Origin of the sequence: Segnochrobactrum spirostomi (genome assembly GCF_009600605.1) — a bacterium.
In the GTDB taxonomy this organism is placed as follows: Bacteria; Pseudomonadota; Alphaproteobacteria; order Rhizobiales; family Segnochrobactraceae; genus Segnochrobactrum; species Segnochrobactrum spirostomi.
Genome location: NZ_VWNA01000001.1, coordinates 1,390,735 through 1,412,040, shown reverse-complemented (window position 1 = coordinate 1,412,040; position 21,306 = coordinate 1,390,735). Strand labels below are relative to the sequence as shown.

Genomic DNA, 21,306 nt, shown 5'->3' with positions numbered 1-21,306 from the left:
CGGCGGCCGCGCCGGCCGGGGAGGGGAGGCATTCATGATCGGCCGTCTCAACCACGTGGCGATCGCCGTGCCCGACCTCGCGGCCGCGACCGCGATCTATCGCGACCAACTCGGCGCCACGGTGTCCGCACCGCTGCCGCTGCCGGAGCACGGCGTGACGACGGTCTTCATCGATCTCGGCAACACCAAGATCGAGCTCCTGGCGGCGCTCGGCGACACCTCCCCGATCGCCCGCTTCCTCGCCCGCAACCCGGCCGGCGGTGTGCATCACGTCTGCTACGAGGTCGCGGATATCCTCGCCGCCCGCGACAGCCTGATCGCCTCCGGCGCTCGGGTACTCGGCAGCGGCGAGCCGAAGATCGGCGCCCACGGCAATCCGGTCCTCTTCCTCGACCCCAAGGATTTCTGCGGCACCCTCGTCGAGCTCGAGCAGGTCGCCGATCCCTCCGGCCATTGAGCCGTCCGCGCAACGGCCTATGATAGGCTGAAGCGGCGTGGACGGGATCGCTCGTCCGCAGCCGGGACCGGGCAAAAGACCCGGACGACGGGGTAGCGAACATGTCCTTCTCGAGCGGCCTTGCGATCTATTTCGTGATCTGGTGGACGATCATTTTCGCCGTCCTGCCGTGGGGCCTGCGCACCCAGGAGGAGAGCGGACGGGTGGTTCCCGGCACGCCGGAGAGCGCCCCGTTCCGGCTGCGCCTGATGCGCATCGTGATCGTCAATTCCGTGGTCGCCGGCGTCCTGTTCGGGGCGTTCTATTGGCTGATGCAGTCCGGCTACAAGCTCGCCGACTTCCCCTTCCTCAAGGTGCCGGGAACCTGAGCCGAACCGAGACGGTGGGGTGATCCCTTATTGGGGCACCGGCGTCGCCGCTCCCTTCTCCCCGCCCGCGGCGCGAAGGATCGGAGAGGCCGGGATATGCCGCAATAGTTCGCGCTACGTCACCGTCTGCCCGCCCGACGACGGGATAGTAGCCGCAACCTCCGGCGCCGCGTCCGTCAATTCGTAGACGGTGACGGCCTCGACGCGGCCCTTCACCTGGGCGTTGTCGATGCGTCGCATCGCGAAGGCCGCACCTGCCCGCTCGGCCACCGCCTCGCTGACGAGGATCGTGGTGCCGTAGGTCTTGTTGAGGCCTTCGAGCCGGGACGCGACGTTGATGGTGTCGCCCATGCCGGTATATTGCAGGCGCTCCTCGGCCCCCACCGAACCCACGACCGCCGGCCCGACGTGAACGCCGATGCGGGTGATGAATTCCGGCAGGCCGTGCGCCCGCTGGCCCGCATTGAAGACGTCCACCGCGCGCTTCATGGCGAGCGCGCAGGCGCAGCCCTGGGCGACGTGATCGGGGTCGGGGTTCGGGGCATTCCAGATCGCGAAGACCGAGTCCCCATTGAATTGAACGAGCGCGCCGTGGTGCGCGACGATCTCGTCGTTCAGGGCGTCGAAATAAGCCGACAGCATCGTCACGACGTCCTCCGGCGAATTGACCTCGGAGATGGTGGTGAAGTCCTTGATGTCGGTGAACAGGGCGGTGACGTCGCGGCGCACCGCCGAGCGGTTCTGGAACTGCCCGTCCGACATGATCGCCCGCACGATCTCGCGCGGGACGTAGAGGCCGAAGCTGCGCAGGGCCTGACGGGCCGCGGCCATCGCCTTGCCGAGTTCGGCGATCTCGGTGATGCGGGAGCGGACGCGGGTGGTGTCACTGAGGACGAGCCGCCGGAGATCGTTCGCCTGCGCCGTCAGGAGGCGGAGCGAGACGGTGATGCGCCGGGCGATGACGACGGCCATGGCGATACCCGCGAGCAGGATGAAGGCGGAAATTGCCATGTGTTGCTGCATCGCGCGGTCGGCCCGCGCGGTCAGTTCGTTCATCGGGGCGGCGACGACGATGCGGCCTCCGGCGAGGATCGAATCCGGCCCGACCCGGGTGATCTCGACGAGGAAGGGCTGCCCCGCGATCCGAGCGCGCACCAGGCTCTCGTCCTGGCCCTGTTTCGCGGTGATGCGGGGCTTGCGGATGAAGGCCGCGAGCCCGTCCATGATCGCCCGATCGTCGCCCGACTCGATGAGGAGATCACCTCCCGCGTTCAAGACGAGCGTCGTCGCCTCCGGGGTGATGCGCTGCGCCGAGAGAAAGCGCGACAGCGTATCCATCACGATATCGACGCCGACGACGATCCCTGCATCGGCGCGGTGCGACTGGGCGATCGTCATGCCGAGCTTGCCGGTCGAGGCCATAATGTAGGGCTCGGTAACGACCGCGCCCTTGTTGGCGATGGCGGCCTGATACCAGGGGCGCACCCGGGGATCGAAATCGGTCGGCGTCGGCGGGATCTCTCCGATCGTCCGCCCGTCGTGGTCGACAAAGCGCCAGGCGATGGTGGCCCCGCTCGCCGGCACGGAGGAGAGCCCGATGGCGATCGAGGTGCCCGCGGGGGCGTGCAGCACCTTCTGCCATTCCGGCGAGCCTTGCACGTCCACCACATGGAGGGCGTCGCCGTTCGGATAGCCGACATAGGCGCCGTCGGTTTCGAGCGAACGCTGGAGGATCGATTTGAGCTGGTCGATCTTGGCGTCCATGCGGTAGGGCGGCAGCTTCGACAGGGCGTCGGAAAGCGCCGCCATGTCGGTGAACATGATCGAGCGGTCGGCGAGGAGGTGATAGCGGTCGAGCAGCCGGCTCGCGAAGTCGCGCATGCGGAGCGAGGCCTCTTTGATCGCCTCCGCGCGACCGTGCCAATAATTGAACCCCATCAGCGAGCCGGCGATCGCGATGAGGAGCAGGACCATCGCGATGCCGAGATGGACCCGCAAAGGCTGCGTCCAGCGCGGCCGATCCGCTTGGTCCGTCGAGATGTTATCCGCACTCATTGAGACGGGTTCGACCTGGTCAGCATGAAGGTGAGGCACCTTAGAGCATAAGGGACGGAGATCGAAACGCCGGGACGGGGCGTGGATGCGTTTTCTGCCGCGGCCGATGCCGCTGCGGGCCGTCGTGCGGGATTGATCCCATCCCTGCCGAGCGACAAGGCGGTCAAAGCTTTGCGAACCGAAGCGGCGGCAGGCGCGGCGAGCCGTTGCCGATATGAAATCGTCACATCGATGCCCGATGGTGCGGCTTCGCAGCCGGGGATGGCCGAACGGAGAGGCACGCCATGAGAATGGCATGGCACCGATTCGCGCTGGTCCCCGCCCGCGCATTGGTCTCGGCACGAACGCGCGCGCTCGACGCGTTCCGGCTGGCGATCGTCCCCGCGCTCCTGTGCGCTCTGCTTGTCCAGCCCGCCTCCGCCGCCTCGACCGCGACGCAGGCGCCGCCGGGTATGGATGCCGTCATGCCGGGCATGGACGGCGAAGACGGTCCCGTGTGGTCGGCGACGACCGCCTTCTCCTTTTCCGATGCGGCGGGCAAGACCGTCAGCGACGCCGCTTTCCGCGGCCGCTTCCTCCTTCTCCACGTGACCGACGGTCCCTGCGGCGCCCCGTGCATCGCACGCCGGGCTGCGCTCGCCGCGACCCTCGCCGCCTTGGGCGGGTCGCAGGTCGCCGCCGTCTCCGTCGCGCGGGACGCTGCGTCCGCGCCGGCGCCCGTCGTCGCCCTGAACGGTCCGGCCGATGCGATCGCCAAGGTTCTCGACGGCTACGGCGTGCGGCCGGGGGAGGTGCCCGAGGGCGGCGTTCTCCTCCTCGACGATCCGGACGGCCATTTCGTCGTCCGCCTCGACGAGAGGCTCGATACGGCCGCGCTCGCCGCCGCGGTCCGCCGCATCCTCGGCGCGCACGTCACCTATATCGGCATCGACACGGTCGATTGGGATTATGATCCGATCCAGGCGGACGGCCTGACGGGGACCGTCCTCACCCCGGCGCAGCAGCTCTACGTCTACAATGCGCCCGACCGGATCGGCTCGAAATACGAGAAGATCCTGTACCGCGAATATGCCGACGGCTCGTTCTCACGCCTGAAGCCGCGGCCGCCGGAATGGGTCCACCTCGGCCTGCTCGGGCCCGTGCTGCGCGGCGAGGTGGGCGACGTCCTGCGCATCGTGGTGCGCAACGACAGTGCGAGCCCGCACGGCCTCCATCCCCACGGCGTCTTCTATTCGAAGGCCTTCGAGGGTGCGCATTACGACGACGGCGGCCACGGTCCGCGCGGGCTGATCCCGCCCGGTGGCACCTACACCTATCTCTGGGAGATCCCCGAACGGGCGGGACCCGGCCCGGCCGATCCGAGCTCGATCGCCTGGCCCTATCACGGCCACGACCACGAAGGCACCGACGAGAACAGCGGCCTGATCGGCGCCATCATCGTCACCCGGCGCGGCATGGCCGGGCCGACCGGCCGGCCGAAGGACGTCGATCGCGAGTTCGTCACCCTCTGGAAGATCTTCGACGAGAACGCGAGCGAGCTCTTCGACGACAACGTCGCCCGCTTCACCGAACCCGGCATGACACCCGGCAGCGGCAGCGCCGACGGCGACGACCGCAACGCCCAGGGGCCGGCGGCCGACTGGGTCGAATCGAACCTCAAGCACGCCATCAACGGCTACATCTTCGGCACCCTGCCGGGCCTCGTGATGCGCGAAGGCGAGCGGGTGCGCTGGTACCTCATCGGCATGGGGTCGACCGACGACAACCACACCCCCCATTGGCACGGCAACACGGCGATCTGGTACGGCCGGCGCGTCGATACGATCGGCGTGATGCCGGCGACCTCGACCGTGGCCGACATGGTGCCGGACGATCCCGGCACCTGGATGTTCCACTGCCACGTCATCGACCATTTCAGCGCCGGCATGACGGCGACCTACACGGTGCTGCCGAAGGACGCCCCCTGGCCGGACGATCTCAATCCGCCCGGCGTCCGCCGCTTCGAGGCGTTGACGCGGGAGCGGGCAGGAGAGGTGCCCGGCACCGCCGCGCCGGTGAACCGCTCCGACGCCGAACCACCCGGCCGGCCGACGCTGCTCGCCCGCCTCGCCGATTTCGTCCTCGGCCCGCCGCCCGCAACCGACGCCTTCGGCCCGATCTGTCGCGGCGGCGCCGCGGCCGATCGATGACCATCGCTCCCCGTCCCACCCGCAAAGATATGGAGGCTCTGATGTCCCGCTCGATGTCCCGCCGGCTGTCGCTCGCGGCGCTCTGCGCCACGGCGGCGATCACCTCGGCCTCGGCCGCCGAGGTCGAGACCGCGACGCCGATCAAGCACGTCGTGGTGATCTTCCAGGAGAACATCTCCTTCGATCACTATTTCGGCACCTACCCCAAGGCCGAGAACAAGGCCGGCGAGCCCGCCTTCACGGCCAAGCCTGGCACGCCGAGCGTCAATGGCCTCAGCCATGTGCTGCTGACCGCCAACCCGAACGGCGTCAATCCGATGCGCATCGACCGCTCGGAGCCGATCACCTGCGACATGGACCACGATTATGGTCCCGAGCAGCAGGCCTACGACGGCGGCCTCGTCGACAAGTTCGTCCAATATGCCGGTGCGACGAAGCCGGGCTGCGATCCGAAGCAGGTGATGGGCTACTACGACGGCAACACCGTCACCGCGCTGTGGAATTACGCCCAGCGTTTCGCCATGTCGGACAACAGCTTCAACACCCAGTTCGGCCCCTCGACGCCGGGCGTCTTGAATCTCTTCGCTGGCACGACCCGCAACGCGGTCGGCGGCGACGTTCCGGGCCTCGTCCGCGACGGGTGGATCATCTCCGACGCCGATCCGCAGCTCGACGGCTGCTCGGGCGGCAAGAACCTGCTTCTCATCAAGAACACCCGCCATGTCGGCGACCTGCTCGACGACAAGGACGTGACCTGGGGCTGGTTCCAGGGCGGCTACAAGCCGACCGAAGTGCGCCCCGACGGCTCGATCGTCTGCGCGAGCGCCACCAAGAACGCGGCCGGCAAGGCGATCCGCGATTACAGCCCGCACCACAATCCGCTCGCTTATTACGAGCAGAACGCCAACCCGAAGCACCTGCCGCCGACCTCGGTCGCCATGATCGGCAAGAGCGACCAGGCGAAGCATCAATACGACCTGTCGGACTTCTGGGCGGCGGTCGATGCGGGCGCGATGCCCGCGGTGAGCTTCCTCAAGGCGCCGGCGGCGCAGGACGGCCACGCCGCCTATTCCGGCCCGCTCGACGAGCAGAAATTCCTGGTCGAGACCGTCAACCGCCTCGAGCAGCGGCCGGAATGGAAGGAGACCGCGATCGTCATCGCCTATGACGATTCCGACGGCTGGTACGACCACGTGATGCCGCCGATCGTGCGCGCGAGCACGTTCCCGGAGGACGCCCTCTCCGGCAACGGCCGCTGCGGCTCGACCACGGCGATCGCCGGCGGGCCCTGCGGCTACGGCCCGCGCCTGCCGCTTCTCGTGCTGTCGCCCTATGCGAAGCGCAACTTCGTCAGCTCGGCCCTGACCGACCAGACCTCGATCACCCGCTTCATCGAGGACAACTGGCACCTCGGCCGCCTCGGCGCCGGTTCGATGGACCAATATGCCGGCCCGATCGACGACCTGTTCGACTTCTCGGCGACACCCGATCCGTCACCGATCGTGCTCGATCCCGAAACCGGCCTGATCAAAGGCTGATCGAACGCTTCACGATGAGGGCGTCGCCTGCGGGCGGCGCCCTTTTTTCATGGCCGACCCCTTACGCCCCCATTCTCTTACGTATATACGTATTTTACGTATCGGACGAGGGTCCTACCATGAAGGCGTTTTCGTTCTCCGACCTCAACCGTCGATCGGGAGAGGTGCTCGACGCCGCCCTCGCGGAGCCCGTCTCTCTGAACAAGCGCGGCCGGCCGCGGATCGTCATGCTGCCGCTCGAACATTATGAGCGGCTGAAGGACTTGGCCCGGCACCAGGACGAGCCGACCGCCTTCACGCTGGAGACGGCGCCGCAAGAGGACATCGCCAACCTGGCGGCCGGCTTCCAGGACATCCTCGATTCTGAGGACGACGAGCGGCGATGAACCGGGGCGAGGTCTATCGCTTCAACTATCTCTGGGGTCACGAGGCGGAGCGGGGCCGCACGGGCAGCCGCAAGATTCGCAAGGTCTGCCTCGTGATGCAGGTCGGGGATTGGCTCTATCTGTTCCCCTTCACGAGCCTCGAACCGAAGCCCGTCGAAGGCAGGGAGCGGCTCTATCTCGAAGTTCCCGAAACCGAGAAGAAACGGGCAGGGCTGTCGGCGGAGAAGCCGAACTACCTCATCCTCGACGATTACAATCGCGTGCGGATCGATCGGTTGTACGATTTCGAGAGCCTCACCCCGACCGGTGCGCTCAGTCCGCGCTTTCTGCGCCTCATTGCGCGGCGCTTCCTCGACGCCGTGGCGGAGCAGCGGCACTTGCGCGGCGTGACCCGCGGCTGAGGCCAAAAAAAGAAACCGCCTCAACATCCTCGATACGAGATCGAGATGTCGATGGCGGCTCCACAAAAAATAAAGCAAGGCGCGAGGCCTTGCTTTACCAGTTCCGCGTCTTTCCCCACTGCACGATGTACGAAAGGGTTTGGGCCCGTTTCGATACATGAGCGGCTGCAAGCCGAAGCTGCGCCGAGGGTCTTCCTCCCAAGACTTAGACCGCGATGCCTCTTAGTGGTTGTCGTATCGGCTCGGAGATCGACAACCGTTTGTTATGAAGCGACGTTAGCCGATCGAAACGCGCTTGTCATCATTTTGTGCAACATCCGCCCAGAATTTTTGCGTCGGTGAGAAAATGCAGCCTTCCGGCCGTGTCGGGGGGTGGTAGGGGACGCCCTTGCCTTTTGCGAAGCGGCCCGGTTCACTCCGCCGAGCCGTTTCGCCCGCCCCTGGACCCTGCCCAGCACCCCGAGCTCGCCGCCATGCGCCTGTCCCGCTATTTCCTGCCGATCCTGAAGGAAACCCCGAAGGAGGCCGAGATCGTCTCGCACCGGCTGATGCTGCGGGCGGGCATGATCCGGCAGCAGGCGGCCGGCATCTATTCCTGGCTGCCGCTCGGCCTCAAGGTGCTCAACAAGGTCGGCAAGATCGTCCGCGAGGAGCAGAACCGCGCCGGCGCGATCGAGGTTCTGATGCCGACGATCCAGTCGGCCGACCTGTGGCGCGAAAGCGGGCGCTACGACGCCTACGGCAAGGAGATGCTGCGCATCACCGACCGCCACGAGCGCGAGATGCTGTTCGGCCCGACCAACGAGGAAATGATCACCGAGATCTTCCGGTCGTCGGTGCGCTCGTACCGCGACCTGCCGCTCAACCTCTACCATATCCAGTGGAAGTTCCGCGACGAGGTGCGGCCGCGCTTCGGCGTGATGCGCGGCCGTGAATTCCTCATGAAGGACGCCTATTCCTTCGACGTCGATGCCGAGGGCGCGCGGCGCGCCTATCAGCGGATGTTCGTCGCCTATCTGCGCACCTTCAACCGCCTCGGCATGACGGCGATCCCGATGCAGGCCGACACCGGCCCGATCGGCGGCGACATGAGCCACGAGTTCATCATCCTCGCCGACACCGGCGAGAGCGCGGTGTTCTGCGACAAGAGCCTGCTCGACCTGCCGATCCCCGGTGCCGACACCGATTTCGACGGCGACCTATCGCCGATCGTGGCGGCCTGGACCGGTCCCTATGCGGCGACCGAGGAGAAGCACGACGAGGCGGCCTTCGAGGCGATCCCCGAGGAGCGCCGCGTCGCCGCCCGCGGCATCGAGGTCGGCCATATCTTTTATTTCGGCACCAAATATTCCGAGCCGATGGGCGCCAAGGTGGCCGGCCCCGATGGCCAGGAGAAGCCCGTCCACATGGGCTCCTACGGCGTCGGCGTCTCGCGCCTCCTCGGCGCGATCATCGAAGCCAGCCATGATGATGCCGGGATCATCTGGCCGGATTCGGTGGCGCCTTTCGATGTCGGCCTCATCAACATGAAGCCGGGCGACGGGCCGACCGACGAGGCCGTCGCCAGCATCGAGCGTCAGCTCGAAGCCGCCGGGCTCGAGGTTCTGACCGACGATGCCGACACCCGGGCCGGAGCGAAGTTTGCCACCATGGATCTCATCGGCCTGCCCTGGCAGCTCATCGTCGGCCCCCGCGGCCTCGCGGCGGGCGAGGTGGAGCTGAAGCGCCGCGCCACCGGCGAGCGCGAGACCCTGCCGCTCGAATCGGCGCTGCGCCGGCTCATCGATTGGCACAAGGCGATCGCCTGAGACCCGGGCGACGGATCAATCCGGACGGTTAAGCGAGGAGACGGCGGATGGCCGACAAGGCCGCGGCGCGGGGCGTGAAACCATTCTCCGCTTTCGAGTGGGGGGTCGCCGGGCGCTATCTGCGCTCCCGCCGACGCGAGGCGTTCATCTCGGTGATCGCCGGCTTCTCGTTTCTCGGCGTCATGCTCGGGGTGGCCACGCTCATCATCGTCATGGCGGTGATGAACGGGTTCCGCAACGAGCTGACCACCAAGATCCTCGGCATCAACGGACACTATGTTCTCCAGCCGCTCGACGGCGGGCCGTTCAAGGACTATCTGCCGGTCGTCAAGCGGCTCGAGGGCATCAGCGGCGTGAAGTTCGCGGTGCCCTTCGTGGAGGGGCAGGCGCTCGTCTCCGGGCCGAACTCGGCCTCCGGCGCCCTGGTGCGCGGCATGCGCCAGGAGGACATCGACCGCATTCCGCTGATCGCCTCGACGGTCCGCGCCGGCACGCTCGACAATTTCGACCAATCGAAGGGCGTCGCGATGGGCACGCGCCTCGCGCTCGCCCTCGGCGTCTCGGTCGGCAGCCCGGTCACGTTCCTGACCCCGAAGGGCAACGTCACGCCGTTCGGCGTCACCCCGCGCACCCAGGCCTTCCCGCTCGTCGCGACCTATGAAATCGGCATGTCGGAGTTCGATTCGACCTTCGTCTTCATGCCGCTCGACGAGGCGCAGTCGTTCTTCGACATGGACGGCGCGGTGACGGCGATCGAGATCTATCTCAACAACGCCGACGACATCGACGTGCTGCGGCCGCAGATCGAAGCGGCCGCCGGGCAGGCGCTCTACCTGACCGACTGGCGCATCCGCCACGCCACGTTCTTCTCCGCCCTCGAGGTGGAGCGCAACGTGATGTTCCTCATCCTCACCCTGATCGTCATCGTCGCCGCGCTCAACATCGTGTCCGGCCTCACTATGCTCGTGAAGGACAAGGGGGCGGACATCGCCATTCTGCGCACCATGGGGGCGACGCGCGGCTCGATCCTGCGCATCTTCCTCATCACCGGCGCCTCGATCGGCACTCTCGGCACCGCCGCGGGCGTCGTGCTCGGCGTCCTCGTCTGCGCCTATATCGAGCCGATCCGCCAGGGCATTTCCTGGCTGACGCGCACCAACCTGTTCCCGCCCGAGCTCTATTATCTGAGCAAGCTGCCGGCCGACATGGACACCGGTCAGACGGTGACGGTTGTGGTCATGGCGTTGGCGCTGTCCTTCCTCGCCACCCTCTACCCGGCCTGGAAGGCGGCCCGGCTCGATCCGGTCGAAGGACTGCGCCACGAATGAGCGACCCGGTGTCGACCCAACCCGCCGAAGCAACCGACGCGAACGGCGCGCCCGCCGGCGCCCTGCGCGCCGCCGCCAAGGCCGCGCCTGCCCGTGCCCCCGCAAAGCTGCGCCGCGTCGCCAACGAGGCGCTCGGCCTCAGCGGCATCGAGCGGCGCTATAAGGAAGGCAACGGGACCCTCGAAGTGCTGCGCGGGGTCGATCTGACGATCGCGCCGGGCGAGATCGTCGCCCTGGTCGCCCCGTCGGGTGCCGGCAAGTCGACTCTGCTGCACATCGCCGGCCTGCTCGAACGGCCGGATGCCGGCGAGGTCCGGATCGGCGGCCTGCCGTGCGTCGATCTTCCCGATGCCGAGCGCACGCGCATCCGCCGCCTCTCGATCGGCTTCGTCTACCAGTTCCACCACCTGCTGCCGGACTTCACGGCGCTCGAGAACGTGGTGATGCCCCAGCGTCTCGCCGGGCTGTCGAAGAAGGAGGCCGAGCGGCGCGCCCGCGAACTCCTCGGTTATCTCAAGATCGACCAGCGCGCCGGTCACCGGCCTGCCGAACTCTCCGGCGGCGAACGCCAGCGGGTGGCGATCGCCCGCGCCGTGGTCAACGCGCCCCGTGTCCTCCTCGCCGACGAGCCGACCGGCAATCTCGATCCGAAGACGGCCGATCACGTCTTTTCGGCCCTCGGTGCCCTAGTGCGCGCCTCCGGCCTGGCGGCCCTGATCGTGACCCACAATCTCGAGCTCGCCCACCGCATGGACCGGCGCTTGACCCTCGTCGACGGCCGCATCACCGCGTTCTGAGCCTCCGTCTCCGCCGAGATCGGGAAACCTCGACCTTCTCCGTCGCTCCCTTCTCCCCGCGAGCGGGGAGGGGGTGGCGCAGAGCGCCGGATGGGGGCCGTTCACGCTTCGTCCGCGTCGCGTGAAGTCGAGCCGTCAAAACCCCTCATCCGCCCCTTCGGGCCCCTTCTCTCCAATATTGGGGGGAAGCGGCGCCGTGGCTGCCATCGGCCACTCCGCTCGGTACCGCAGGCCGGTTGCCGAATGGCACCCCGTCCCCGATCTTTCGCCATTTCCCCGTTTTGTTCCGATTCCGTTGACCGCCCTTTAACCGCGTCGTGTCTGTCCGGTTGCAACTCGAACGAAATGAGAACAAAATGAGATCATAGGAACAACGGAACGGATGGAGGCGACGATGCAACAGACGGCACAGGATCTGGCGGCCCTGATCGCGCTCACGCTTTTCGCGGCGACCGTGATGCTCTGGCTCGACGCGTTGAGCCGGTTGGCCTGAGAACGAAGATCGAACATTGGTGTTGGCGCCGCGGAGGTGCCGCACACCCCCCGCGCGGGTCCCCGGATCTTGGTTGGGCGCGTGCTCCGGGGGGCTCTTCACCCCCGCGCCGACGCGGCTGCCAACGGACGGGCCTCGTCGTCGCTGTCGGCCAGCGCCGACGGGTCGTTCTCATCGAAGCGCCGTTGCGCCCGGGCGAGCTCGGCCTGGTGCTCGATCGCCCAGGCATAAAGTGCCTGGAACGGCTCCCGGAGCGTGCGGCCGAGCGGGGTGATGGAATAGACGACCGCGATCGGGGACGTCGTGGTGACGTGGCGCTCGACGAGGCCGTTTCGCTCGAGGCGGCGCAGCGCCTCCGTCAACGCCTTCTGGGTGATGCCGTCGAGCCGGCGCCGGAGGGCGTTGAAGCGCTTCGGCTCCTCGCACAGGAAGGTGAGGATGAGGATCGACCACTTGTGGGCGATCTGTTCGAGCACCGGACGCGCGATAGGGATCGTCTCGATGATCTGTTCTTCGGTGTAGGACATGCGGTCTCCACGGGGATATCTAGTCTATATATAGTACCTAATTGACACTTGGTACATAAAATATACCTCTCTCCCGTGCAGTTCATATTGGGAGACGGCTTTGACCAATCCGCATTCAGGGAAAGTAGGCGTTGCGATCGTCACGGGCGCCTCGTCGGGCATCGGTAGGGTTTATGCCGATCGGCTGGCGGCGCGCGGCTACGATCTCGTTCTGGTGGCGCGGCGCGAAGAGCGCCTGCGCGAGGTCGCGGCAGACGTCGAGCGGCTTTATTCCGTCCGCGCGGAGGTGCTGGTCGCCGACCTGTCGCAACCGGCTGGAACGCAGGCTGTGGTCGACCGGCTCGCGAGCGATGCCTCCATCACGCTCCTCGTCAACAATGCCGGCTTCTCGGCGATGCGGCCGCTGACGGACACGCCGGAGGCCACCATCACCAGCATGATCGCCGTCAACATCACGGCGCTGACCTTGCTGACGAAGGCGGCGCTCGTGGCGTTCAAGGCGCGCAATGCCGGGACGATCGTGAATGTCGGATCCGGGGCGGGCTTCGCGCCTTATCCCGGCATTCCGGTCTATGGGGCGACGAAGGCCTACATCTACCTGTTCACCCAGAGCCTGCAGAGCGAGGTCGAAGGGACGGCGGTGCGCATTCAGCTCGTTCTTCCGGGCGCCGTCGTCTCGGAAGGGTGGGAGGTCGCGGGCGGCGCCACCCTGGAGCAACTGCCCGAGGGCATCGTGATGACGACCGAGGACTGCGTTGATGCGGCCCTGGCCGGCCTCGACCAGGGCGAGCGCGTGACGTCGCCGTCGCTGCAGGACGACACCATCCATCGGGATTATGAGGCTCTGACGCAAAGCCTGCTTCAGGCGATGTTCGATCGAAATCCGGCCCCGCGTTACAAGGTCGGCGGCTGATCGAAGGGGCGCCGCGGGCCCCGCCTTGGAGCGACCCTGCGGCGCCCGGGCTGTGGATTGAGGCGGGGCGGGTGGTCGACACGGACCCGCCCCGGGCGGAGAATGGCAGCGTCGCCCGGCGAGCCGGCGGCGTCACCTTCAAGGAGCGGCCATGGCGGATCAGGTGGGCTTCGTCCATCTCAGGGTGCACTCGGCCTATTCGCTGCTCGAGGGCGCCCTGCACATCAAGTCCGTGATCGGGCTCGCCAAAGGCGACGGCCAGCCGGCCGTCGCCGTGACCGACACGGGCAACCTGTTCGGCGCGCTCGAATTTTCCGAGAAGGCGGTGGAATCGGGCGTGCAGCCGATCATCGGCTGCGAACTCGCCCTCGATTTCGGCGACGATGAGCCGTCGCGGCGCGCCGGCGGCCTCAGGGAGGCGCTGCCGAGCATCGTGCTGCTCGCCTCGACGCCGGACGGCTTCGCCAATCTCGTCCGCATTGTCAGCCGGTCCTATATGGAGCCCGAGCCCGGCGCGCGGCCGCACCTCGCCTTCGATGCGCTCGAAGGCGTCAACGATGGCCTCATCGCCCTCACCGGCGGGCCGCGCGGACCGGTCAACCGGGCGCTCCTCGGCCCCGGCGAGGCGCACGCTCGCGCCCGGCTCGACCGGCTTGCCGCGATGTTCGACCACCGGCTCTATGTCGAGTTGCAGCGCCACGGCCTGGTCGAGGAGAATGCGGCCGAACCCATGCTGCTCGATCTCGCCTATGGCCGCGGCCTGCCGATCGTTGCGACCAACGAGGTCTATTTCGCCAAGCGCGAGGATTACGAGGCGCACGACGCCCTGCTTGCCATCGCCGACGGCCGCGTGCTGATCGAGGACGACCGCCGCCGCCTCACCCCCGACCATTGCTTCAAATCCCGCGCCGAGATGCTGAGCCTCTTCGAGGATCTGCCGGAGGCGACGGCGAACACGATCGAGATCGCCCGGCGCTGCGCGGTGCGCGCCATGAAACGCAAGCCGATTTTGCCGCGCTTCGCCGGCGCCGACGCCGATCCGGAAGAGGCGATGCGCGCCGAGGCGGCTTTGCTGCGCGAGATGGCCGAGAACGGTCTCGTCCGCCGCATGGAGCGCCACGGCATCGCCCCGGGCTTCGACGAGGCGGACTACCGCAAGCGCCTCGAGTTCGAGCTCGGCATCATCGAGCGCATGCGCTATCCGGGCTACTTCCTCATCGTCTCGGACTTCATCCAGTGGGCGAAGGCGCAGGGCATCCCCGTCGGGCCGGGCCGCGGCTCGGGCGCGGGCTCGCTCGTCGCCTATGCGCTCACCATCACCGACCTCGACCCGATGCGGTTCGGTCTCCTGTTCGAGCGCTTCCTCAATCCCGAGCGCGTCTCGATGCCGGACTTCGACATCGATTTCTGCCAGGACCGGCGCGAGGAGGTGATCCGCTACGTCCAGGAGAAATATGGCCGCGCCCAGGTGGCGCAGATCATCACCTTCGGAACGCTCCAGGCCCGCGCCGTGCTGCGCGATGTCGGCCGCGTGCTCCAGATGCCCTATGGTCAGGTCGACCGGCTCTGCAAGCTGGTGCCGCAGAACCCGGCGAACCCGGTCACCCTCGCCCAGGCCGTGCGGGAGGAGCCGAAGCTCATCGAGGCGCGTGACAGCGAGCCGATCGTCGAGCAATTGATCGGCATGGCGATGAAGCTCGAAGGGCTCTATCGCCACGCCTCGACCCACGCCGCGGGCATCGTGATCGGCGACCGGCCCCTCGAGGAGCTGGTGCCGCTCTACCGAGATCCGCGCTCCGACATGCCGGTCTCCCAATACAACATGAAGTGGGTGGAATCGGCCGGCCTCGTGAAGTTCGACTTCCTCGGCCTGAAGACGCTCACGATCATCGACGTCGCGGTCAAGCTGATCGCCCAGAAGGGGGTGCGCGTCGACATCGCGGCCCTGCCGCTCGACGACAAGGCGACCTACGCCATGCTGTCCCGCGGCGAGACGGTCGGCGTGTTCCAGCTCGAAAGCACGGGTATGCGCAAGGCGATCGCCGGCATGCGCCCCGACCGCTTCGAAGACATCGTCGCGCTCGTGGCGCTCTACCGCCCGGGCCCGATGGACAACATCCCGGTCTACAACCGGCGCAAGCACGGGCAGGAAGTGCCCGAATATCTGCACCCGCTGCTCGAAACGATCCTGAAGGAGACCTACGGCGTCATCATCTACCAGGAGCAGGTGATGCAGATCGCGCAGGTTCTGTCGGGCTATTCGCTCGGTGAAGCCGACCTGCTGCGCCGCGCCATGGGCAAGAAGATCCGCGAGGAGATGCAGGTCCAGCGCGTCCGCTTCGTCGAGGGCGCGCTCAAGAACGGCGTCACCAAGGACCAGGCCGAGACCATCTTCGACCTCGTCGCCAAGTTCGCCGATTACGGCTTCAACAAGTCCCACGCCGCCGCCTACGCCCTAGTCGCCTATCAGACGGCGTGGCTCAAGGCGAACCATCCGGTCGAGTTCCTCGCCGCCTCGATGACGCTCGATATGGCGAACACCGACAAGCTCAACGATTTCCGCCGCGAGGCGCAGCGCCTCGCCATCGCCGTCGAGCCGCCGAACGTCAACAAATCGGGCCCGCTGTTCGAGGTGGCGGAGGGGCGCATCTTCTATGCCCTCGGCGCCGTGAAGGGCGTCGGCCGGCAGGTCGTCGACCACATCGCCGAGGTGCGCGGCGACCGGCCGTTCCGCGATCTCGGCGACTTCGCCCGCCGCATCAATCCGCGCATCATCAACAAAAGGGCGCTCGAAAGCCTCGCCGCCGCCGGCGCCTTCGACGCGGTGGAGCCGAGCCGGGGCCGCGTCATCGCCGGTCTCGATGTCGTCATGGCGGAGGCGCAGCGCGCCGCCGAGGGGGCGAGCCTCGGCCAGTCGGAATTGTTCGGTGGCGCCGGTCCGCAGCCCCTGCAATTGCCCCAGGTCGATCCGTGGTTGCCGACCGAGCGGCTGCAGCGCGAGTTCGCGGCGATCGGCTTTTATCTGTCGTCGCACCCGCTCGACGAATATCGCCCGGTGCTCGCCTCCATGCGGGTGCAGATGTGGTCGGATTTCGTCGAGGCGGTGAAGCGCGGGGCGAGCGCCGGCCGCCTCGTCGGCACCGTCACCCAGAAGCAGGAGCGCAAGACCCGCACCGGCAACCGGATGGGCATCGTGCGGATGTCCGATCCGACCGGCCAATATGAGGCGATCGCCTTCTCCGAGACCCTCGCCCAGATCCGCGACCAGATCGAGCCGGGCAATTCCCTCGTCCTCATCGTCGCGGCGGAAGAGCGCGAGGAGGGGGTGAGCGTGCGCATCCAGTCCGTCGAGCCGCTCGACGAGGCGGCGCGGCGCGTCAAGCGCTCGCTCCGGGTCTTTCTGCGCGACGCCGCCCCTCTCGATGCGCTCGCCCGCAATCTGCCGGCCGGCGGCGACGGCGAGGTCAGCGTGGTGCTGATGCTCGGGGAGGGGCAGCGCGAGGTCGAAGTCCGGCTGCCCGGCCGCTACAAGGTCTCGCCCCCGCTCGCCGGCGCGCTGCGCACCGTGCCCGGCATCGTCGAGGTCGAGTTCGCCTGAGGCTGGGGGTGCGTCGGCGGCGATGCCCCGCCGCCCTCCCGCCCGCAACGGCCTGCCCGACTTCTTCGCGCTTTCCCGTTCGTTTTGCCGTCTTCGCCCTTTTGACGAGTGATCCGCCGTGGCGCACGCACGCGGTTCGCACTAGCATTCTCTCTCGTTCCTTTCGGAAAGGCCGCGCGGCGGCCAGGGGAGAGAGATGATGAGCGTGAATTTCGTGCGCCGGCTGCGCCTTGCGGCCGTGTTCGCCGGCACCCTCGCCGCCCTCGCGGCCACCGGCGCGGCCCGTGCCGAGACCATCGGCAATTGCGAAGTGACCGGGCAGAAGGGCCAGTTCGCCTTCACGCCGGCCGTTCCGGGCCAGCTCACCGTCGAGGTCAACCTGCCGGCGCCCGGCTGGTGGAACGGCGACACGCCGGAGTCCATCAAGGACGGCTACGAATATTGCCTCGCGGCCAACATCGCCCACCGCGCCGGCCTCGATAAGGTCGCCGTCGTCAACGTCGCCTGGGACGCCCTCGTCGCCGGCCAGACCAAGAATTTCGACCTTGCCCTGTCGCAGATCTCGATCACCGACGAGCGCAAGAAGGTGGTCGATTTCTCGGTGCCCTATTTCTCGTCGGACATTGGGGTGCTCGTGAAGAAGGGCACCAAGCTCGACACCGCCTCGATCAAGGAGGCCCAGATCGGCGTGCAGCAGGGCACCACCGGCGCGACCTTCGTCGCCGACGTGCTGAAGCCGACCAAGGCGCCGAAGGTGTTCCCGGATACCCCGTCGCTGTTCACCGCCCTGTTCGCCGGCCAGATCGACGCCGCGATGACCGATACCGCGATCGTGCTCGGCCAGGCCGCGGCCTCCAGCGGCGCGCTCGATGTGGTCGGCCAATATTCGACCGGCGAGACCTACGGCGCGCTCTATCCGAAGGCGTCGCCCAACGAGAAGGTGCTCGACCAGATCATCCAGGCGCTGATCGACGACGGCACCACGAAGCAGCTCGCGGCCAAATATCTCGCCGCGGCCTGGGGTATCGATCCGACCTCGATCCCGTATTTCAAGCCCTGAGACACGGGCGTGCGGCGGTCGGCTCTAGGGGTCCGCGCGGCGGATCTCGAGCGCCGGCCGCCGTTTTCGAGACGACCCGGCGCCGCCCCGCCGCGAAGGAACCGCGATGACGACATTGATGAGCGACGCTCGCGCCGCGCGCAGCGAGCGCTGGCGGGCGCCAAGCCGGCCGAAGACGAACACGGGCCTCGCCGCCGCCGGCCTCGCGTTCGCCGTCCTCACCATCGCCGCCACCGCGGCGATCCTGCAGATGATCGGCGCGGCGCTCGAGGCGGGCGGCCTCTCGTCCGGGCCGACCGAGATCGCGGTTATCGTCGTCGGCCTCGCCTCCGTCACGCTCATCATCCCGGCATGGCGGGCCGTGCGTGCGGCGCGGCGGGCGGCTTCTGCGCCGGACGTGGTCGCGGCGCGCACCTTCGGCGCCGAGGCCGGCAACCTCGCCTGGATCGCCATCGGCTATTCGGTGACCGTGCTCCTGGTCGATGGGCTCGGCCTCTTCGTCGTCGCCAACAATTCCGCCGTCACCCACACCTTCTTCAACATGAACCTGATCATCAGCTCGTTCGGGCTGGTGGGGTCGGCGTTCTGGACCAACGTCTTCATTTTCGTCGTGGCCGAGATCCTGGTACTGGTCTGGGGCCTCGTCATCGCGGTGGCGCGCATCGCGCCGGGCGACGCCTGGAAGCCGATCCGCGTGGTGGCGACCGCCTATACCGACGTCTTCCGCGGCCTGCCGGCGATCATCACCATCTACCTCGTCGGCTTCGGGCTGCCGCTCACCGGCCTGCCCATCGTCCGCGACCTTCCCCAGGCCTGGTACGCCATCCTCGCGTTGACGCTGACCTACGGCGCCTATGTCGCCGAGGTCTATCGCTCCGGCATCGAGAGCATCCACCAGAGCCAGACGGCGGCGGCCCGCTCGCTCGGCCTCTCCTATGCCCAGACGCTGCGCTACGTGGTGGTGCCCCAGGCGGTGCGGCGGATCATTCCGCCCCTTCTCAACGACTTCATCAGCCTGCAGAAGGATACCGCGCTCGTGAACGTGATCGGCGCGATCGATGCCTTCAACCAGGCGAAGATCGTCGCCAGCAATCACTTCAATCTATCGTCCGTGACGACGGTCGCCTTTCTGTTCGTCGTCATCACCATTCCGCAGGCGCGCTTCGTCGACCGGCAGATCGCCAAGGATCAGGCGCGCACGCGGGCCGGGTGAGCGGCTGGCCGCCACGAGAGAGATTGCGGCCCCGCCGGGGCCGTGTTCCAGGAGCGAGACGGCAGCGGCTTTTCTCCCGCCGCAGCCGGACCATCGAGCGGGGCCCGCGGACATGGCACTCATCGAGATCGACAAGGTCGTCAAGCGCTACGCAGAGTTTCAGGTGCTCGGTGGCATCAACCTCAATGTCGAGGAGCATCAGGTCGTCTGCCTGATCGGCCCGTCCGGCTGCGGCAAGTCCACGCTCCTGCGCTGCATAAACGGGCTCGAGCCGATCCAGGGCGGCGAGATCCGCCTCCACGGCGACCGCGTGACCGGCCCCGGCGTCGATCTCAACGCGCTCCGGCGCGATGTCGGCATCGTGTTCCAGGGCTACAACCTGTTCCCGCACATGACGGTGCTGGAGAACGTCACGCTGGCACCCCTGCGCGTGCTCGGCATGGCGCGCAAGGAGGCCGAGGAGAAGGCGATGACGCTCCTCGCGCGCATCGGCCTCGACCACAAGGCCGGCGAATATCCCGACCGGCTGTCGGGCGGCCAGCAGCAGCGCGTCGCCATCGTCCGCGCGCTCGCCATGGACCCGATGGTCCTCCTCCTCGACGAGATCACCTCGGCGCTCGATCCCGAACTCGTGTCCGAAGTGCTCAACATCGTGCGCGACCTCGCCGCCGACGGCATGACGATGATGCTCGCGACCCATGAGATGGGCTTCGCCCGCGAGGTCGCCGACAAGGTGTGCTTCCTCCACGGCGGCGTGGTGCATGAAGAGGGGCCGCCGGAGCAGATCTTCGGCGATCCCCGCGACGAGCGCACCCGCGCCTTCCTGCGCCGCATCATCGAAGCGGGCCGGCTCTGAGACGGGGGTTGATCTCGGGATACGGACGTTGCCGAGCCCTTCTCCCCGTTGGGGAGAGGGTGCCCCGAAGGGGCGGATGAGGGGATATAGGCCCAGAAATCAAGGGGATGGCGGGTTTCGATTGCCCCTCATCCGGCGCTCCGCGCCACCGTCTCCCCGCCAACGGGGAGAAGTATAGACGGTCACGGTTGGGCCGAGCTCTCGCGCCCGATGTCCTCTGCCCCGCGCCTAGCGTCGCTTTGCAAATCAAAGCGGTTCTTGTTTGCAAAGATAACGATTGCACCGCCTTGCCGCCGTCCCTATGCCGACGGACGTGAGCACTCGGGACGGGAGGCTCGGCTCGTCCCCGTCGAACCCGGCGAAGCGAAAATGGACAGAACGCTCAGGCTTGCCCTCGGCAGCATTGCCGTGGGCGTCGCGGTCTTTGGACTCAAATATCTCGCGTTCGCCGTAACGGGCTCGGTGGCGCTGTATTCGGACGCCCTCGAGAGCATCATCAACGTGGCGACGGCGGTCGCCGCGTTCTTCGCGGTGCGCCTGAGCGCCGTGCCGCCGGACGACAATCACCCCTACGGTCATCACAAGGCGGAATATCTCTCGGCCGTCACCGAGGGCGTGCTCATCATCATCGCCGCGCTGGCAATTCTGCGCGAGGCCTATTTCGGCTATCTCGATCCGCACCCTCTCGATGCCGCGGTCGAAGGTCTGGCGATCAATGCGCTTGCCAGCGTGATCAATGCCGGCTGGTGCCTCGTCCTGTTCCGCTACGGCAGGCGCTGGCACTCGCCGGCGCTGGTCGCCGATGCCCGCCATCTTTGGACCGACGTCGTCACCTCGGGCGGCGTCATCGTCGGCGTCGCTCTCGTGGCCATCACCGGCTATACGCGCCTCGATTCGATCATCGCTGCGCTCGTCGCCCTCAACATCCTTTGGTCCGGGTGGAAGCTGATGCGGGAATCGATCGGCGGCTTGATGGACGAGGCGCCGCCGCCGGAGGTGGTGAACCGGGTCAAGGAGGTGATCTCCACCCACGCCGCCGGCGCGCTCGAAGCCCACGACGTGCGCACCCGCCATGCCGGCCGGCTCACCTTCATCCAGTTCCACCTGGTCGTCCCCGGCGCCATGACGGTCGCGGAATCCCATGCCCTTTGCGACCGCATCGAGGCGGCACTGCACAGGGACATCGAGGATTCCGTCATCACCATCCATGTGGAGCCGGAGGAGAAGGCGAAACACCCGGGCGGCGTGCCGGTGCTGTAGGCCCGCGCTTCGGCGCGCTCTCGCCACCTATGTTCAGGCGTCTCGAAGCGGATTAGGGT

Annotated in this window: 17 protein-coding genes; 15 read left to right on the top strand and 2 right to left on the bottom strand. The window is 67.4% G+C overall.

Going from position 1 to position 21,306, the window contains the following annotated elements; translation table 11 throughout:
- The first annotated feature begins 34 nt into the window (after positions 1–34).
- Positions 35–457: a methylmalonyl-CoA epimerase gene (mce, locus tag F0357_RS06270; protein ID WP_153479566.1), complete on the top strand. Its 423-nt coding sequence runs from the start codon at positions 35–37 to the stop codon at positions 455–457.
- A 101-nt stretch (positions 458–558) separates the two neighbouring features.
- Positions 559–825 carry a DUF1467 family protein gene (locus tag F0357_RS06265; RefSeq protein WP_153479565.1) on the top strand — a complete coding sequence of 89 codons (267 nt, stop codon included), beginning with the start codon at positions 559–561 and terminating at the stop codon, positions 823–825.
- A gap of 114 nt (positions 826–939) precedes the next feature.
- On the opposite strand, the gene F0357_RS06260 is transcribed toward F0357_RS06265, so the two are convergent.
- Positions 940–2,880, bottom strand: coding sequence for an adenylate/guanylate cyclase domain-containing protein (locus F0357_RS06260; RefSeq protein WP_208948243.1), 1,941 nt, complete (start codon positions 2,878–2,880; stop codon positions 940–942).
- A gap of 284 nt (positions 2,881–3,164) precedes the next feature.
- Here F0357_RS06260 and F0357_RS06255 point away from each other — a divergent pair, with 284 nt between their 5' ends.
- The 7 genes from F0357_RS06255 (at position 3,165) to F0357_RS06225 (ending at position 11,327) form a co-directional block, all read left to right on the top strand.
- The gene (locus tag F0357_RS06255) at positions 3,165–5,069 is read left to right on the top strand and encodes a multicopper oxidase domain-containing protein (protein ID WP_153479563.1); all 1,905 of its coding nucleotides are present in this window, start codon (positions 3,165–3,167) and stop codon (positions 5,067–5,069) included.
- A 41-nt stretch (positions 5,070–5,110) separates the two neighbouring features.
- Positions 5,111–6,607 (top strand): phospholipase C, encoded by a 1,497-nt coding sequence (locus tag F0357_RS06250; protein ID WP_153479562.1) that lies wholly within the window; start codon positions 5,111–5,113, stop codon positions 6,605–6,607.
- A gap of 119 nt (positions 6,608–6,726) precedes the next feature.
- A complete protein-coding gene (locus tag F0357_RS06245) occupies positions 6,727–6,993 on the top strand; it encodes a type II toxin-antitoxin system Phd/YefM family antitoxin (RefSeq protein ID WP_153479561.1) in 267 nt (88 codons plus the stop codon).
- Positions 6,990–7,394 (top strand): hypothetical protein, encoded by a 405-nt coding sequence (locus F0357_RS06240; RefSeq protein WP_153479560.1) that lies wholly within the window; start codon positions 6,990–6,992, stop codon positions 7,392–7,394. Before F0357_RS06245 ends, F0357_RS06240 begins: the two co-directional genes overlap by 4 nt.
- A gap of 473 nt (positions 7,395–7,867) precedes the next feature.
- Positions 7,868–9,202, top strand: coding sequence for a proline--tRNA ligase (proS, locus tag F0357_RS06235; protein ID WP_153479559.1), 1,335 nt, complete (start codon positions 7,868–7,870; stop codon positions 9,200–9,202).
- 47 nt (positions 9,203–9,249) lie between these two features.
- Positions 9,250–10,530 carry a lipoprotein-releasing ABC transporter permease subunit gene (locus F0357_RS06230; protein WP_153479558.1) on the top strand — a complete coding sequence of 427 codons (1,281 nt, stop codon included), beginning with the start codon at positions 9,250–9,252 and terminating at the stop codon, positions 10,528–10,530.
- The gene (locus F0357_RS06225; protein ID WP_153479557.1) at positions 10,527–11,327 is read left to right on the top strand and encodes an ABC transporter ATP-binding protein; all 801 of its coding nucleotides are present in this window, start codon (positions 10,527–10,529) and stop codon (positions 11,325–11,327) included. Before F0357_RS06230 ends, F0357_RS06225 begins: the two co-directional genes overlap by 4 nt.
- 591 nt (positions 11,328–11,918) lie before the next feature.
- Here F0357_RS06225 and F0357_RS06220 read toward each other — a convergent pair.
- On the bottom strand, positions 11,919–12,347 hold the full coding sequence (locus F0357_RS06220) for a winged helix-turn-helix transcriptional regulator (protein WP_153479556.1): 429 nt from the start codon (positions 12,345–12,347) through the stop codon (positions 11,919–11,921).
- Positions 12,348–12,447: 100 nt separating this feature from the next.
- Here F0357_RS06220 and F0357_RS06215 point away from each other — a divergent pair, with 100 nt between their 5' ends.
- From F0357_RS06215 to F0357_RS06190, 6 genes are all read left to right on the top strand, one after another.
- On the top strand, positions 12,448–13,260 hold the full coding sequence (locus tag F0357_RS06215; RefSeq protein ID WP_153479555.1) for an SDR family NAD(P)-dependent oxidoreductase: 813 nt from the start codon (positions 12,448–12,450) through the stop codon (positions 13,258–13,260).
- A gap of 151 nt (positions 13,261–13,411) precedes the next feature.
- Positions 13,412–16,858, top strand: a complete 3,447-nt coding sequence (gene dnaE, locus F0357_RS06210; protein WP_153479554.1) for a DNA polymerase III subunit alpha — start codon at positions 13,412–13,414, stop codon at positions 16,856–16,858.
- A 199-nt stretch (positions 16,859–17,057) separates the two neighbouring features.
- Positions 17,058–17,918, top strand: coding sequence for an ABC transporter substrate-binding protein (locus tag F0357_RS06205; RefSeq protein ID WP_153479553.1), 861 nt, complete (start codon positions 17,058–17,060; stop codon positions 17,916–17,918).
- A 106-nt stretch (positions 17,919–18,024) separates the two neighbouring features.
- Positions 18,025–19,131, top strand: coding sequence for an amino acid ABC transporter permease (locus F0357_RS06200; protein ID WP_208948241.1), 1,107 nt, complete (start codon positions 18,025–18,027; stop codon positions 19,129–19,131).
- 112 nt (positions 19,132–19,243) lie between these two features.
- Entirely contained in the window at positions 19,244–19,987 is a 744-nt protein-coding gene (locus tag F0357_RS06195) for an amino acid ABC transporter ATP-binding protein (RefSeq protein ID WP_153479552.1), read from the top strand.
- Between the two features lie 369 nt (positions 19,988–20,356).
- On the top strand, positions 20,357–21,247 hold the full coding sequence (locus F0357_RS06190) for a cation diffusion facilitator family transporter (protein WP_153479551.1): 891 nt from the start codon (positions 20,357–20,359) through the stop codon (positions 21,245–21,247).
- Positions 21,248–21,306: the final 59 nt, after the last annotated feature.

Coding starts and splice junctions, on each gene's coding strand:
- mce (WP_153479566.1), top strand. CDS start 35: ATGATCGGCCGTCTCAACCACGTGGCGATCGCCGTGCCCGACCTCGCG.
- F0357_RS06265 (WP_153479565.1), top strand. CDS start 559: ATGTCCTTCTCGAGCGGCCTTGCGATCTATTTCGTGATCTGGTGGACG.
- F0357_RS06260 (WP_208948243.1), bottom strand. CDS start 2,880: ATGAGTGCGGATAACATCTCGACGGACCAAGCGGATCGGCCGCGCTGG.
- F0357_RS06255 (WP_153479563.1), top strand. CDS start 3,165: ATGAGAATGGCATGGCACCGATTCGCGCTGGTCCCCGCCCGCGCATTG.
- F0357_RS06250 (WP_153479562.1), top strand. CDS start 5,111: ATGTCCCGCTCGATGTCCCGCCGGCTGTCGCTCGCGGCGCTCTGCGCC.
- F0357_RS06245 (WP_153479561.1), top strand. CDS start 6,727: ATGAAGGCGTTTTCGTTCTCCGACCTCAACCGTCGATCGGGAGAGGTG.
- F0357_RS06240 (WP_153479560.1), top strand. CDS start 6,990: ATGAACCGGGGCGAGGTCTATCGCTTCAACTATCTCTGGGGTCACGAG.
- proS (WP_153479559.1), top strand. CDS start 7,868: ATGCGCCTGTCCCGCTATTTCCTGCCGATCCTGAAGGAAACCCCGAAG.
- F0357_RS06230 (WP_153479558.1), top strand. CDS start 9,250: ATGGCCGACAAGGCCGCGGCGCGGGGCGTGAAACCATTCTCCGCTTTC.
- F0357_RS06225 (WP_153479557.1), top strand. CDS start 10,527: ATGAGCGACCCGGTGTCGACCCAACCCGCCGAAGCAACCGACGCGAAC.
- F0357_RS06220 (WP_153479556.1), bottom strand. CDS start 12,347: ATGTCCTACACCGAAGAACAGATCATCGAGACGATCCCTATCGCGCGT.
- dnaE (WP_153479554.1), top strand. CDS start 13,412: ATGGCGGATCAGGTGGGCTTCGTCCATCTCAGGGTGCACTCGGCCTAT.
- F0357_RS06205 (WP_153479553.1), top strand. CDS start 17,058: ATGAGCGTGAATTTCGTGCGCCGGCTGCGCCTTGCGGCCGTGTTCGCC.
- F0357_RS06200 (WP_208948241.1), top strand. CDS start 18,025: ATGACGACATTGATGAGCGACGCTCGCGCCGCGCGCAGCGAGCGCTGG.
- F0357_RS06195 (WP_153479552.1), top strand. CDS start 19,244: ATGGCACTCATCGAGATCGACAAGGTCGTCAAGCGCTACGCAGAGTTT.
- F0357_RS06190 (WP_153479551.1), top strand. CDS start 20,357: ATGGACAGAACGCTCAGGCTTGCCCTCGGCAGCATTGCCGTGGGCGTC.